This is a genomic window from Sphingorhabdus sp. EL138 (genome assembly GCF_945890115.1).
GTDB lineage: Bacteria > Pseudomonadota > Alphaproteobacteria > Sphingomonadales > Sphingomonadaceae > Sphingorhabdus_B.
The window spans coordinates 73282-88002 of sequence record NZ_CAMDCK010000008.1; the positions used below are offsets into that span (position 1 = coordinate 73282).

The 14721-nt window shown below is 56.1% G+C and carries 14 protein-coding genes; 7 read left to right on the forward strand and 7 right to left on the reverse strand.

From position 1 onward, the window contains the following. Window positions 1-68: 68 nt before the first annotated feature. Window positions 69-335 (reverse strand): NfeD family protein, encoded by a 267-nt coding sequence (locus Q0O07_RS05390; RefSeq protein ID WP_295491278.1) that lies wholly within the window; start codon window positions 333-335, stop codon window positions 69-71. A gap of 207 nt (window positions 336-542) precedes the next feature. Between Q0O07_RS05390 and Q0O07_RS05395 the strand changes: the two genes are divergently transcribed. Genes Q0O07_RS05395 through Q0O07_RS05410 form a run of 4 tightly spaced genes read left to right on the forward strand, consistent with a single transcriptional unit; the run spans window position 543 to window position 5290 of the window. Next, the gene (locus Q0O07_RS05395) at window positions 543-2027 is read left to right on the forward strand and encodes a M28 family peptidase (RefSeq protein WP_295491281.1); all 1485 of its coding nucleotides are present in this window, start codon (window positions 543-545) and stop codon (window positions 2025-2027) included. A 54-nt stretch (window positions 2028-2081) separates the two neighbouring features. Then, window positions 2082-3542, forward strand: a complete 1461-nt coding sequence (guaB, locus tag Q0O07_RS05400; protein WP_295491283.1) for an IMP dehydrogenase — start codon at window positions 2082-2084, stop codon at window positions 3540-3542. Window positions 3543-3545: 3 nt separating this feature from the next. Further along, on the forward strand, window positions 3546-4727 hold the full coding sequence (locus Q0O07_RS05405; RefSeq protein WP_295491286.1) for an RsmB/NOP family class I SAM-dependent RNA methyltransferase: 1182 nt from the start codon (window positions 3546-3548) through the stop codon (window positions 4725-4727). Window positions 4728-4762: 35 nt separating this feature from the next. Then, a complete protein-coding gene (locus tag Q0O07_RS05410; RefSeq protein WP_295491289.1) occupies window positions 4763-5290 on the forward strand; it encodes a hypothetical protein in 528 nt (175 codons plus the stop codon). A gap of 18 nt (window positions 5291-5308) precedes the next feature. Here the strand turns inward: Q0O07_RS05410 and Q0O07_RS05415 are convergent, their stop codons facing one another. Both Q0O07_RS05415 and Q0O07_RS05420 read right to left on the reverse strand, forming a co-directional pair. After that, the gene (locus tag Q0O07_RS05415) at window positions 5309-5794 is read right to left on the reverse strand and encodes an RNA pyrophosphohydrolase (RefSeq protein WP_295491292.1); all 486 of its coding nucleotides are present in this window, start codon (window positions 5792-5794) and stop codon (window positions 5309-5311) included. Further along, window positions 5791-6750 carry an alpha/beta hydrolase gene (locus tag Q0O07_RS05420; RefSeq protein WP_295491294.1) on the reverse strand — a complete coding sequence of 320 codons (960 nt, stop codon included), beginning with the start codon at window positions 6748-6750 and terminating at the stop codon, window positions 5791-5793. The genes Q0O07_RS05415 and Q0O07_RS05420 overlap by 4 nt, the downstream gene beginning before the upstream one ends. 446 nt (window positions 6751-7196) lie before the next feature. Here Q0O07_RS05420 and Q0O07_RS05425 point away from each other — a divergent pair, with 446 nt between their 5' ends. Together Q0O07_RS05425 and Q0O07_RS05430 are read left to right on the forward strand one after the other, a co-directional pair. Further along, the gene (locus Q0O07_RS05425) at window positions 7197-8156 is read left to right on the forward strand and encodes a metal-dependent hydrolase (protein WP_295491297.1); all 960 of its coding nucleotides are present in this window, start codon (window positions 7197-7199) and stop codon (window positions 8154-8156) included. Next, window positions 8153-9550 (forward strand): deoxyribodipyrimidine photo-lyase, encoded by a 1398-nt coding sequence (locus Q0O07_RS05430; protein WP_295491300.1) that lies wholly within the window; start codon window positions 8153-8155, stop codon window positions 9548-9550. Before Q0O07_RS05425 ends, Q0O07_RS05430 begins: the two co-directional genes overlap by 4 nt. A gap of 143 nt (window positions 9551-9693) precedes the next feature. On the opposite strand, the gene Q0O07_RS05435 is transcribed toward Q0O07_RS05430, so the two are convergent. Together Q0O07_RS05435 and purF are read right to left on the reverse strand one after the other, a co-directional pair. Continuing rightward, window positions 9694-10404: an SDR family NAD(P)-dependent oxidoreductase gene (locus tag Q0O07_RS05435; RefSeq protein WP_295491303.1), complete on the reverse strand. Its 711-nt coding sequence runs from the start codon at window positions 10402-10404 to the stop codon at window positions 9694-9696. Window positions 10405-10406: 2 nt separating this feature from the next. Then, window positions 10407-11864, reverse strand: coding sequence for an amidophosphoribosyltransferase (purF, locus tag Q0O07_RS05440; protein WP_295491306.1), 1458 nt, complete (start codon window positions 11862-11864; stop codon window positions 10407-10409). Window positions 11865-11992: 128 nt separating this feature from the next. On the opposite strand from purF, the gene hisI reads away from it, so the two are divergent. Beyond that, window positions 11993-12352, forward strand: a complete 360-nt coding sequence (hisI, locus tag Q0O07_RS05445) for a phosphoribosyl-AMP cyclohydrolase (protein ID WP_295491309.1) — start codon at window positions 11993-11995, stop codon at window positions 12350-12352. Between the two features lie 42 nt (window positions 12353-12394). On the opposite strand, the gene Q0O07_RS05450 is transcribed toward hisI, so the two are convergent. Then, complete coding sequence (locus tag Q0O07_RS05450; RefSeq protein ID WP_295491312.1) at window positions 12395-13612, reverse strand: dihydroorotase family protein; 1218 nt, start codon at window positions 13610-13612, stop codon at window positions 12395-12397. Beyond that, window positions 13609-14604: an aspartate carbamoyltransferase catalytic subunit gene (locus Q0O07_RS05455; protein ID WP_295491314.1), complete on the reverse strand. Its 996-nt coding sequence runs from the start codon at window positions 14602-14604 to the stop codon at window positions 13609-13611. Before Q0O07_RS05455 ends, Q0O07_RS05450 begins: the two co-directional genes overlap by 4 nt. Window positions 14605-14721 lie beyond the last annotated feature (117 nt).

Consider the following 14721-nt stretch of genomic DNA (forward strand, 5'->3'; position numbering starts at 1 on the left):
GCGCCTCTGCTGCCTAAAATGCCGACGCCGCGATCTTTGCATTGGGCGTCTCCGGTTTCAATGCGTCTTTACTGCTGAAATTTTTTGCCGGCAAAGACCGTCAAGACGGACAATATGACGAACATTGCGACTTGATAGGCAAGGGTGATGGGTAGGAAATAGTCCGCTACCCCAATTATCAACGCTGCAAAACCGACCCACATCAGGTAGCGTCCCCGCGCAACAAATTCGGCCACCACAAAGACGAGCCCAAGCGCGAGCCAGAACCAATGCGTTGATATTGTATCGAGCCATGCAGCCATTTTGTTATTCCCAAAGCTAAGATGCGTTATCATAGTTATTTGTGACTCCCGCGAAAGCCGCAATCTGTGGTGTTGCACGTCTGTCTTAACTTATTCGCAGAAAATTGCGGCGAGTTGAGGCGCGTGTCGATCATTTAAGGGTCGCATCAATGCATTGATGGATGTAGGGCGTGCCGTTGACGACAGAGCGTTCCCGACATGCGACGGGGGACGTCTATTCTTAGTCTGGAGCGAACCCTAATGCGTCTTGTCCATTCGCCAATATTCCTCGGTCTTGTAGTCTTGGCGGCAAGCCCATCTTTTTCCAAGGCGGTGACCGAAGCGGATTTGCGCGGTCATATTGAAATACTTGCAAGCGACGCATTTGAAGGCCGCAAGCCTGGCACTGCGGGCGAGGCAAAGACGGTCAAATATATCGCCGAAGCATGGGCTAAAGCGGGGCTGAAGCCGGCTGCTGCGGATGGTGGCTGGTTTGACCCAGTGCCTCTTATTCAACGTGGGCGGGCCGGTTCTACTTATACTTTTACCGCAAAGGGCCGCAAATTGCGGATCGTTTCGGACGATATCATTCTGATTGGTCAGCAAGCGGCTTATGCGCGCAGCAACTTGCCATTGATATTCACAGGAGCGGGCGTGACATCGGACGGTAAGGTAGCCGCTGACGTCAAGGGTAAGGCGGCTCTTGTGCTGTCTGCTGCAGACAATGTGCCGGACAATATGAAATCACCCCGGGCGCGGCGCGAAGCGTTGATTGCGGCGGGTGCCGAGGCCGTGATTTTTGTGGGCGATAGTCAAGGCAATTGGCCGACATTGCGCCGTCAGCTTTTGTCGCGACCCATCGCGCTGGAAAGTCGCGAAAAGCGCGCGCCATTGGAGGGCGCCATCAGTACCGAGTTCATGGTCGGTTTGGTGACAGCGGCTGGACAGGATTGGGACAAGTTGCGCGCCAACGCCAAACAGGCCGATTATGCGGGCGAAGCGCTTGGCATTGACGCAGATCTGGATGTGAAAACAGACCTCTATCGTTTCAACAGTTCAAACGTCATCGGCAAGATTGCTGGGCGCAAAAAAAACAGCGGTGCGTTGTTGTTCATGGGGCATTGGGACCATCTGGGCATTTGCGCCCCCGAAGGCGCGCCCGACCGTATCTGTAATGGCGCAGTCGATAATGCCAGCGGCATTGCGGTGATGAACGAAGTTGCCGAAGCTTTGGCAAAGAAGAAGCATGACCGCGATATCTATTTTCTGGCGACCACAGCAGAGGAAAGCGGTTTGCTGGGCGCTTATGCCTTTGCGGATAAGCCTGTGCTGCCTTTGGACCAGATCATATTGTCGTTAAATGTCGACACCATCGCAATTGCACCGCGCGGGTCGAAGGTGGCGATTATTGGTCGGGGAACAACACCGCTCGATGCCGAGGTTGAAGCCGTGGCAAAGAAGACGGGCCGTGCGATTGACAGCACAAAAGATGCGAATGCCTTCCTTCAACGGCAGGACGGATGGGCGCTGACGCAAAAGGGTGTTCCTGCGTTGATGGTGGGCGGTTCATTTGCCGATCTAAACCTTTTGCAGAAGTTTTTGGGTAGTGACTATCATGGCCCAAATGACCAGTTGACCGATAGGACGGAATTGGGCGGTGCAGCCGAAGATACCGACCTGCACATTGCGCTTGGCCGCCACTTTGCCGACACGCGAAAATATAAATCGAAGAAGGCTGGCGAATAAAAGGGTTACTGTTTACATGGGCCGCCACGAATCAAAGCTTAAAGCGGTGGCCCCATGAAAGAAATTCCCCTCGGTCTGACATTTGACGACGTGCTGTTGCAGCCCGGTGCGTCCGACATTTTGCCCAGCCAAGCGGACACGCGGACGCGGCTGACCAAAAGCATTGCGTTGAATATTCCCGTTTTGTCATCCGCCATGGATACGGTGACCGAAGCGCGTATGGCCATCGTCATGGCGCAGTTGGGCGGCATTGGCGTTTTACACCGCAATCTCAGCATCGAAGAACAATGCGCAGCGGTGCGTCAGGTAAAGCGTTTTGAAAGCGGCATGGTCGTCAATCCCATCACCATTGCGCCAGATGCAACTTTGGCGGAAGCGCAGGCGTTGATGTTGGCAAATGCCATATCTGGCATTCCGGTGGTCGAAGCGAGCGGCAAGCTTGCGGGCATATTGACCAACCGCGACGTTCGCTTTGCGGAAAATCCGGCGCAGCCTGTGTCCGAGCTGATGACGCACGAAAATTTGGCGACGGTGTCGGCGTCGGTCACACAAGAAGAAGCCCGCCGTTTGCTGCATCATCGGCGGATTGAGAAGTTGTTGGTTGTCGACGATGCCTATCATTGCATTGGGCTGATTACGGTCAAGGATATCGAGAAGGCCGTACTCTACCCCAATGCCACCAAAGATAGCTCCGGACGGTTGCGCGTCGCCGCAGCGACCACCGTGGGTGAAAAGGGCTTGGCCTATACAAAGGCGTTAATTGACGCGGAATGTGACCTGATCGTCGTTGACACCGCGCATGGTCACAGCGCGATGGTTGCCGCTGCGGTTGCCGAAATCAAGCGTATGGCGCCAGAGGTTCAGATTGTTGCTGGCAATGTCGCAACCGCCGCTGCCACCCGCGCCTTAATTGATGCGGGCGCGGATGGCATCAAGGTTGGCATTGGCCCCGGGTCAATCTGCACCACCCGCGTGGTTGCAGGCGTTGGCGTGCCGCAATTGACGGCGATTATGGAATCGGCAGCAGAAGCCGCAAAATCCGGGATACCGGTGATCGCCGATGGTGGTTTGCGGACATCAGGCGATGTTGCCAAGGCGCTTGCGGCGGGTGCATCGTCGGTGATGGTCGGATCTTTGCTGGCGGGCACCGAAGAGGCACCGGGCGAAACATTCCTGTATCAAGGCCGCACCTATAAAAGCTATCGCGGCATGGGCAGCGTCGGGGCGATGGCGCGCGGATCCGCAGACCGCTATTTTCAGCAAGATATTAAGGATCAGCTTAAGCTTGTTCCCGAAGGCATTGAAGGGCAAGTACCCTTTAAAGGGCCCGCACGTGATGTCATTCATCAGCTTGTCGGCGGCGTAAAGGCTGCGATGGGTTATACAGGTTCGCGCACGATCGCTGACCTTCAGGAACGCGCGCAATTTGTGCGCATCACCAATGCCGGATTACGGGAAAGCCATGTTCATGACGTTACCATCACACGCGAAGCACCTAATTACCCGACGCGTTAAGATATGAGGCCCGCTGCGCGCCTACAATCGGCGATTGAGCTGGTGGACCAAATCATCCTTGCGGCCCGCGATGGCGGTGCCTCTGCAGACCAGATTGCCAAACGCTTTTTTGCCGAGCGGCGCTATGCGGGGTCAAAGGACCGCCGCGCTGTGCGTGATTTGGCATGGGGTGTTATCCGGCGCTTTGGCAAGCGCCCTGCGACCGCGCGCTCGGCCTTCGCCGCAATGGCGGATGTGGATCCGGAAATTGCCGATTTGTTCGATGGCAGCGATTATGGCCCGGCAGTTATTGACCCGGCGGAGGCGCGATCAACGGGCGGCGCTTTGCCCAAATGGATAAAGCCTTTATTCTCCGCAGTTGTCGATGAAGCGGAGCAAGCATCCTTGCTGGACCGCGCGCCGATGGACCTGCGCGTTAATGCGTTAAAGGCCCGCCGCGCGGAAGTTGCAGCTTTGTTACCGGAAGCGGAGATATTGCCAGCACTCGACTTTGCGCTGCGCTTACCCGGCGGCACCGCGATCGACAGCCATCCCGCGGTCGAAAATGGACAGGTCGAAATTCAGGATTTGGGCAGTCAACTCATTGTCGAGGCGTGTCAGGCCAAGGGGCTTGGCACGGTGCTTGACCTTTGCGCTGGTGCAGGCGGCAAGACGCTTGCCTTGGCCGCGGCGATGCGCAACGCGGGGCGTCTGATTGCCACTGACACCAACCGCAATCGTCTGGACCAGCTAAAACCGCGTGCCGCACGGGCAGGGGCGACGAATGTCGAAACACGGTTGCTGAACCCAAATAAAGAGAAGGATATGTTGTCCGACCTTAAGGGCGGCTGCGACCTTGTGCTGATCGACGCGCCTTGTTCTGGTAGTGGCACTTGGCGGCGGAATCCCGAAACGCGCTGGCGTTTGGATGCTGCACGGTTGAAGCGTGTGGTCGATGAACAGGCCAAGCTGATGGACATTGGGTCGGAAATGGTCGCGCGCGGCGGGCATTTGGTATATGCTGTATGTTCGCTCATCGAAAATGAGGGCAAGGGACAAGTGGCAGCGTTTTTGAAATCGCATAATGGCTGGCGGGCGGTGGAAACTGGCGTTTCCATGGGCCGTGCCGATGGCGATGGTGTGCTGCTGACGCCTTTACATGACACTAGTGACGGATTTTTCTTCGCGAGGCTTCAAAAGCTGTGATAGCGAAGCGCACCGAAAATTTTTGGATAAATTGTATGCGTTTTTCACCCGCGGCTATTGCCCTGTCACTCACGCTCGCTGTTATGTCGAGCGCCAGCATTAGCGGACGGGCGGATAAAGATATTGATTCGCGTTCAATCGCTCTGGTGAAAACTGGCGACGAAGAAGCCAGCGCTGGCCGAGTCGATAGTGCCATCGGCTGGTATGAAAGCGCGCTTGCCGTCGATCCGCGCAACCGCGCCGCTTATGTCGCCATGGCACGCGCCGTAAAGGCCCAAGGGTTGACCGGTAAGGCTATTGGTTTTTATAAAGAAGCGCTTGAGATCAATCCCAACGACCAGGTCGCTTTGTCGGAGCAGGCTGATGCCTTTATTGCAAAAGGCGCGCTGGAACAGGCACGCAAGAATATGGCCCGTCTGACCAATGTGTGCCGCACCGATTGCGCCTCCGTAGACAGGCTTTCGCTCGCCATCGACGCGGCGTCACGCAAAGAACAAGCGCAGGCAAGTGCGGTTGACCTGAAAGCGAAATTGGGCGCAGTGCCCGAGCCAAAGGCGAATTAATTGACTAAGGTCCTGACCCTAAATCAGGTCGGAAAATTCAGCGAGAATATTTTCGTACAACCGCTTTTTAAACGGCACGATAAGTTGCGGCAAACGGGGAGCATCCACCCATTGCCAACTACTAAACTCCTGATGCTCGGTTTCAATGTTGATATCGCCGTCTGTACCCTTGAACCGCATGAGAAACCACATTTGCCGCTGACCGCGATATTTGCCCTTCCAAATCCGCCCAATCATATCTTCGGGTAGGTCGTAGAAATGCTCATCCTTGCTGCGGGCAAGTATATCCACCAAATCAGCGCGCACGCCAGTCTCTTCGAATAATTCCCGCAATGCGGCGGCTTCGGCGTCTTCGCCGTCGTCAATACCGCCCTGCGGCATTTGCCATGCGTCGGTGCCTTCGGGCTCGTCCATGCGTTGCCCCACGAATATCTTACCTTGCATATTCGCAAGCATGATGCCCGCGCAAGGGCGGTAGGGAAGATCATCAAATATAGCGGTCATGCCGCGAGCGTTACTTCAGCGAGCATGATTTTCAAAGCCTTGATATAGCCGTCAACATCATTTTGAACCGAAGGAATGGCTTGGCGAATGTTGATATGGCCGTGGATATTGCCATCGGCGCTGATATGTTGAACGCGCACACCCGCTTGTTTCAGCTTTTCGACATAAGCGAGGCCCTGATCCCGCAAGGGGTCAAGGCTGGCTGTGGTCACCAGGCTGGGCGGCATACCTTCTTGGGAGAAGTTTAGCGGTTCGGAGCGATAGTCACCCGGCACCGCTGCATGGCCTTGGCCGAAATAGGTCATGGCTTCTTCAGTCAGCAAATAGCCATTAGAAAATTCGCGCATGCTTGGCCAGTCGGGGTCAAGCGTGACGACAGGGTAAATGGGAAACTGCACCAGCACCGGAACAGCAGCAGGTTTATCGCGCAGGGCCATAGTGGTCACAATGGTCAGGTTGCCACCCGCGCTATCGCCTGATGTGATGAGGCCAGTTACCGTTAGGCCCAATTCTGCGGGACTGGATGCTATCCACCGGGTCGCCGCTTCGCAGTCTTCTGCAGGGGCGGGAAAGGGATATTCTGGCGATAGACGATAATCGATGGAGATGACGGGTAGGTCAAGCAAGCGCGCGACTTCGGCGCAATAAGGCGCATAGGTATATAGGCTGCCGATCACAAAGCCGCCGCCATGGTAAAACACCATGACAGGGCCAGGGCCACGGTCGGGGCGGCTGTCATAAACTTGGGCCGGGATCGTTCCTGCGGGACCGGGAATATTTATATCGCGCATGACGGCAAGTTCACCCACGGGCGCATCGGCGACATCGCGCATCGCAGATGTAATCGCGCGGGCTTCATCCGCAGGAACCTCCCAAAATTTAGGACCGGGAACCGCATTCAAAAACTGCAGGAACAAGGCCACATCTGGGCGGACAAAGGGCGTGGTTTCAGGCATTTATATCTCCATGTTCAAAGCCTAATAGGTCGGCTGGCGAAGCAGGTCCAGCATATTGGGTCGTGCGGCGATTTGGTGCGCACGAATACACGCAGAATACAAGAAGTGGCACACGCCTGAGCGGCGCGTAAACTTGATATGGCCGTTTACCGTGCGTCATCCAAGCATTCGCTGAAATGACGAGCTAGGGCAATTTGCTCAAACTTGTTTATTTTGCTTCTCCGCGTCCTCTGCGCCTCTGCGTGAGTCCATTTTTTGCACGCAGAGGCGCAGAGGACGCGGAGGTCAAAAAAACAACAACATAAACCGTTCATGTCGAATGGATCGATGCGACGGGGTATTTGAGGATATCGCTTTCCCACACCACCACCACTTAGCGTGCACAAAATCAGCATAGCGATAACGCCGTATTGCCATTCCGACACCATTCCGCCAGCAGCGGGGTTATGGATAATCTCACACATAGCCTTGTAGGCGCGCTCATTGGGCAAATGGGGTTCAAGCGGAAAACCGGGCTTGCGATGCCGACGCTTATCATCGCGGCGAACATCCCAGATATTGACGCCGTGGCGACCTTGCTTGGCGGGCAACAGCATCTCGCGCTGCGCCGGGGGTTGACGCATGGGCCAATTGCGATGCTGGTCTTGCCATTGTTGCTGTGGGGAATCATGCTCTGGTTTGACAAGTGGCAGAAAAAACGCGGCAAGCGGCCGGAAAAGCGATTAGCGTTGGATAAGGGCTGGCTGCTGGCGCTCGCCTATATCGGTTGCCTCAGCCACCCCTTGTTCGACTGGTTCAACAGCTATGGCATCCGCTTGCTGGAGCCATTTTCCAGCCAGTGGTTCTATGGCGATACTTTGTTCATTATCGATATCTGGCTTTGGGCCGCGCTGATTGCGGGTGTCGGGATGTCGCAACGTCGTGAACGTCTTGGCGCAAACTGGCGCGCGCCGGCGTTGGTGAGCTTCACGGCTATCTGCGCGTATATTCTGGCCAATGGCCTGATAAGCGGTCGCGCGGAACAATTGACCAGAAAGGCCGTGCAGCAAAAACATGATCTTGTGCCCACCCTCATCGTTGCAAACCCGGTACCCGTCCAATTTTGGAAGCGTGAGATGCTATGGCGTGACGACAGATATTATGGGCAGGGCAGTTACATAGCGTTCGATGATATCCGCATCGACGACACTGCGCGCCCGCATTATATGGGCGTGGAAGATAAAAAGGCGTTTGCGGCGAATGTTACCGCGCAATCGCCATTTTTATTCTGGGCACGCATGCCCGTGGCGCAGATTATCGATGAAAGCGACAAGAAGGGTTTGAAAGTCTTCGACCAACGCTTTGTCGATCCGATGGTTGGCGACCGATTTTCCGTGACCTTTCCGATCGGAGAAGAGCGTAAATGACCGCCCCAGTCATTCTCTGGTTCCGTCGCGACCTGCGGCTGGCCGATCAGCCAGCATTGGCGGCTGCGGTTGCCAGCGGCGCGCCAGTCATTCCGCTCTACATTCTCGACGACGACACGCCAAAGCATCGCAAGATGGGCGCGGCTTCGCGTTGGTGGTTGCACCATAGCCTGATGGCGCTGGATGCAGATTTACGGGCGCTTGGTTCAAGGCTCATCCTGCGGGCGGGCAAATCCGACGAGATTTTGGGCGCATTGGCCGAAGAGACCAAGGCTGCGGCGATTCATTGCATCCGCCATTATGAACCCTGGTGGCGTAATGCCGAGAAGGCTGTTGCGCACGGATTGCATGAAAGCTGTTCTCTCATCTGCTATGATGGTAATTATTTGCTGCCCGCAGGGGCCGTGACGACGGGTAGCGGCGGGCAGTATAAAATCTACACGCCGTTCATGCGCGCTTTGTGGAAGCATATGCCGCCGCCAGCGCCATTGGCACCGCCCACGCAACTCGCTGCGCCGCAAGAATGGCCAGTGAGCGAGGATATCGGTGCATGGAATTTGCTACCGACAAAGCCCGATTGGTCAAGCAACATGGTAAGCATGTGGACGCCCGGTGCGGCGGGGGCCGAAAAGCGGCTGGAGGATTTTGTCGACAAGGCAAAATTCTATGATGAGAAACGCAACCTGCCGTCGGTCGAGGGCTCCTCCTTTCTGTCCGCGCATTTGCACTTTGGCGAGATTTCGCCTGCGGCTTGCTGGCATGCAACCATGCAGGCGGGCGGTTCGGTCGATGTGTTCCTCAAAGAACTGGTCTGGCGGGATTATGCGCAGAATGTCATTGTCCAGATGCCGGAATATGGAACCAAGAACGCGCGCGATGCATTCGACAAGCTGCCTTGGCGCGATCTATCCGATCCAGCGGTGAATGCGGACTTTGTCGCGTGGACCAAGGGGCGGACGGGCTATCCCATCGTCGATGCCGGAATGCGGCAATTATGGGCAACAGGTTGGATGCACAACCGCGTGCGCATGATTGCGGCATCGTTTCTGGTCAAACATCTGCTGATTGACTGGCGCGAAGGCGAAAAGTGGTTTTGGGATACTTTGGTCGATGCCGATTATGGTAGCAATAGCGTCAATTGGCAGTGGACCGCTGGCACCGGTGTCGACAGCAACATGTTTGTGCGCATCATGGCACCATTGTCGCAATCGGAGAAATTCGATGCCGCACGCTATATTCGTGAATGGGTGCCTGAATTGGCGGAGCTGCGCGAGCCTTATATCCACGACCCCGATGAATATGGCGCGCGCCCGAAAAATTACCCACGCAAGATTATCGGGCATAAAGCGGGGCGGGAACGGGTGTTGGCAGCATTTACTGCAACGAAAAATTAATCGAGCCAAATCCCTTGTCATTCCCGCGAAAGCGGGAATCCATGACGGAAGCTGTTCGCGAAAACCGCACCCTTGGTCTAAACTGGGTCCTCAGCCTATGGATTCCCGCTTTCGCGGGAATGACAAATTTTGATTTGGTAAAGCTAACCCGCGACCACCAACCTGTGCCCGGTCGTGAACTCGCTCGTCAGCAACGTGCAAATCGCATCCGCCACAACCGAGGGTTCTTTGACCGTTGATGGGTCTTCGCCCGGATAGGCCGAAGCGCGCATTTTGGTGCGTGTGCGGCCTGGGTCGACGATGGCTGTACGGACTTGCGACAGGTTCTTGACCTCATCGCCATAGCATTCGACCAGATTTTCCAAAGCCGCTTTTGATGCCCCATAGGCGCCCCAAAACGCCCGCGGGCTTGCGCCAACGGAGGAGGTTAGCGCCACTAACCGGCCTGCTTCGCTTTTGCGTAATAAGGCATCAAATGACGCGATCATCACTTGCTGTGCCATGACGTTCAATGTGAATAATCGCGCAAATTCCGCGCCATCAATCGCGGGCACCGGGGTTAAGGTCCCAAGCATTGCCGCGTTCAAGACAAGGATATCGAGCTTGCCCCAGCGTTCGGTGACGGCCGCAGCAAGACGGGCAATGCTGTCACCATCTGTCAAGTCTAAGGGCGCTATTGTGGCACTGCCGCCGGCGTTAAAAATTGCGTCTTCGACAGCCTCAAGGTCTTTTGCCGTCCGCGCGGTCAAAATTACATGTGCGCCATGCGCCGCCAGCGCCGTCGCCGTCGCCGCGCCAATCCCGCGACTTGCACCGGTTACCAGCACAATCTTGCCTGCAAATGCGTTCGTCATGGTTATACCCGTTTTTGGTCGCCAAGCATCATGAGGTCACTTGCCTCATGCTCCTCATGGTCGGTCAGGGTGGTGGGATAATCGCCCGTGAAGCACGCATCGCAATATTGCGGTCTGTCCGCATGGCGCGAATCTTCGCCAAGCGCGCGATAGAGGCCGTCAATGGACAAGAATGCGAGGCTGTCGGCCTGAATAAAATGTCGCATTTCTTCGACATCCATGTGGCTGGCGAGCAGTTTCGAGCGCTCCGGGGTATCCACGCCATAAAAGCAGCTGTTCATGGTTGGAGGACTTGCAATGCGCATATGCACTTCAGCAGCACCTGCTTCACGCATCATCTGCACGATTTTCAAAGATGTTGTGCCGCGCACGATGGAATCGTCGATCAGGACAATGCGTTTGCCCGCGACGAGATTACGGTTTGCGTTATGCTTTAACTTCACACCCAAATGGCGGACGCCGTCGCCGGGCTGAATGAAGGTGCGGCCGACATAATGCGAACGGATAATGCCAAGTTCAAACGGAATTTTGGCAGCTTCGGCATAGCCAATGGCCGCAGGCGTGCCGCTATCGGGCACGGGAATGACATAGTCTACATCAATGCCATTTTCGCGCGCAAGTTCAGCGCCAATCGCCTTGCGGACCGAATAGACGCTGATGCCTTCGACGATCGAGTCAGGTCGTGAGAAATAGACATGCTCAAAGATGCAGGGGCGTTGTGAAATGGGGATGAACGGCTTGTGCGAGTGGATTTCCGTTCCACGTACGACAACCAGTTCGCCCGGTTCTACCGAGCGGATAAATTCCGCGCCAACAATATCAAACGCAACGGTTTCCGAAGCAAAGATGATGGTGTCGCCAAGCTTGCCCATAACCAACGGCCGAATGCCCAACGGGTCGCGGCAGGCAATCATGCCCTCTGTCGTCAGGCACAGGAGCGAATAGGCGCCCTCAACCCGCTTCAGCGCGTCAATCAGTCGGTCAAGCAACGTCCGGTAACCGGAGGTCGCGACCAGATGGATGATGACTTCGGTGTCGGACGTGGACTGGAAAATTGAACCACGACGCACAAGGTCGCGGCGCAGGGTAATCGCGTTCGAGATATTGCCATTGTGCGCAATAGCAAATCCGCCGGTGGCAAGATCGGCATATAAAGGCTGCACATTGCGCAGTGATGTTTCGCCAGTCGTTGAATAACGCACATGGCCAATGGCGCATCGCCCGACCAAGCCGCCGATGATTTCTTCACGGTCAAAATTGCCCGCGACATGGCCCATCGCCCGATGCGTGTGGAAATCATGCTCATCAAAGCTGGTGATGCCCGCTGCTTCTTGGCCGCGATGCTGCAGCGCGTGAAGGCCGAGCGCCACCATCGCAGAAGCACCTTCCGTGTCGTAGACACCGAAAATCCCGCACTCCTCACGCAGTTTGTCATCATCAAAAGGGTCGGTGGTCAGCATATATCGAATCCCGCTGCGCTTCGCTGCGTCGCCTATAGGCATGGCTGTTACAATTGTCTCCCCCTTGTCGTATGATTGTAACAAAGAAAATGTTGGCGAGGCAAAGATGGTTGGGTTACGAACCCAATATGACCGACGAACGAGAGAGCGGATGGACGCTTGACCCCAAATATGACACCAATGGATTGGTGACTGCCGTCATCACGGATGAAGCCGATGGCACAGTGTTAATGGTCGGGCATATGAATGCAGAGGCGCTTGCGAAAAGCATAGAAAGCCAATGCGTTACATTCTTTTCGCGCAGCCGCCAGCAGCTATGGCAAAAGGGTGAAAGCAGCGGCAATGTCTTGCATATTGTCGAAATGCGTATCGATTGCGATCAAGACGCCTTATGGATAATCGCCCGGCCGCAAGGTCCGACCTGCCATACTGGAGCAAGAAGCTGTTTTTATCGCAAGGTGACCGATGGGGGCTTGGAGCCTGTTTGAAAGCGGCGGCGATGCTGTGGGCGCGGCACTGGGTGCCTAAGCCTAGATAAGCTTCCCGCCCTTTAACATGTGCCGAACGCGGCCTTGAACGGGCAAGCGGTCGAAGGGTGTGTTGCCGGCCAGCGCGGCCATGCGATCACCATCGACCTGCCATGGTGCATCCGGATCGATCAGAATCAGGTCCGCCTCTTGTCCTTCCAATATTTGGCCTGCGTTTAATCCCAATATTTTCGCGGGGTTCGACGCGAGTAATTCAAACATACGGCCCATCGAAATCACATTATCGCGCACGAGGTTGAGCGACAGCGCCAGCAATGTTTCTGCCCCCGCCATGCCGGGTGCGCTTTCGGAAAAAGGCAGGCGCTTGTCCTCTGGTCCGCGCGGGTCATGGCCCGACGCAATAACGTCAATCGTGCCATCGGCAATCGCGGCGATAGTTGCCAGCCGGTCGCTTTCGGACCGCAGCGGCGGCGAAAGCCGCGCAAAGGTGCGGAAATCGGAAATGGCGTTGTCGGACAGGAACACATGCGCGGGCGTGATTCCGCAGGTGACGCGCAGGCCCTTCGCCTTTGCCGCACGCATAAGATCAAGGCCGCGCGCGGTGGTGACTTGCCGGAAATGGACATGCGCGCCGCTTTCTTCCGCCAACATCAGGTCGCGGGCGATGGCAAGTGTTTCGGCAATGATTGGCGCGCTTGAAAGGCCAAGCAAAGTGGCCGTTTCGCCCGCCGTAGCTACCGCATGGCCGGCTACTCCTGAATCCTCATTATGCAAGATGACGGGAAGGTCTAAAGCGGCGCAATAATGCATGATACGGAGCATGACGCCGCTGTCGGATATCCATCTGCGGCCCGTCGCCACACCCACAGCGCCCGCCTCTTTCATCAGCGCAATTTCCGCCATATGAAGCCCGTCAAGGCCTTGAGTTGCGGCGGCAAGCGGATGAACCCATAGATCGGGCTTACCCTTCAATGCGGCAAAGCGGACGGTCGCTGGATCGTCATGCACAGGCGACTGATCGGGCATCAATGCCGCGCGGGTTATCCCGCCAAATCTGAATGCCGGTTTATCGGTTTTGAACACACCCAAATCAATGATGCCTGGGGCAATGATCAACCCGCTGGCGTCGATATTTTCCGCCATCGGTGCCGCTTTGCCGACCGAGGCAATTTTGCCGTCCTCAATATGCACATGCAGTGGCTCTGCTCTATCCGCGCCGGGCAGGATGACATTGCCTTGAATGATGTTCACGCCGGTCATGCCCAGCCCTCCTGACCGCGCGCCTTGCGGGTCAATATGTCGAGACAGGCCATTCGCACTGCAACGCCCATTTCGACTTGCTCGGTAATGGCCGAGCGCTCGACATGGTCAGCGACGCTGCTGGCAATTTCGACGCCGCGGTTCATGGGGCCGGGGTGCATGACAAGCGCGTCGGGCTTGGCCAACGCTAACCGACGCTCATCAAGGCCATATAAATGGAAGTATTCACGTGGCGACGGGATGAAATCGCCCTGCATCCGCTCGCTTTGTAGGCGCAGCATCATAATGACATCGGCCCCGTTCAGTGCCGCGTCGAAATTGCTAAAGGGAATGGCACCAAATGCCTCAATCGCATTGGGCATGAGGGCAGGGGGCGCAACCACACGCACGTCCGCGCCAAGCGATTTGAGGCAAAACAGATTGGATCTTGCCACACGGCTGTGCAGAACGTCGCCGCAAATGACGACGGTTTGACCTTCGACCTTGCCCTTGCGGCGCAGGATGGTCAGCGCGTCTAGCAAGGCTTGCGTCGGATGCTCATGGCTGCCGTCGCCAGCGTTGAGGACGGGGCAGTCGACCTTGCTTGAGATTAATTGGACCGCACCGGAACTGCCGTGGCGAATCACAATGGCGTCGGCGCGCATGGCGTTCAGCGTCATGGCCGTGTCGATAAGGGTTTCACCCTTTTTCACGCTCGATTGCGCCGCGTGCATATTCACCACGTCGGCGCCAAGCCGCTTTCCGGCGATTTCAAACGACAACAATGTGCGCGTTGAATTTTCGAAAAAGGCGTTGATAATGGTCAGGCCGGACAGCGTATCAGCATGTTTTGCCGCGCCTGATCGGTTGAGGGCAACCCATTGCTCAGCCTCCTTGAGGATATAGAGAAGTTCCCACGACTGAAGTCCAGCGATGCCGAGCAAATGCTTGTGCGGAAAGGCATCCGACCCGCTTGGAAAGCTGTCGGATACGAAGGGCGTTGTCCATGTCATTAAAGCGATGCCCTTAATGGGAATTGGGCTGAGACTCAAATGATTTGTCGGGTGGGGGTTTGGGCGCGCCGTGCAGCGCGGTTCTAAAAAAATTATCTGTCACCCTGAACTTGTTTC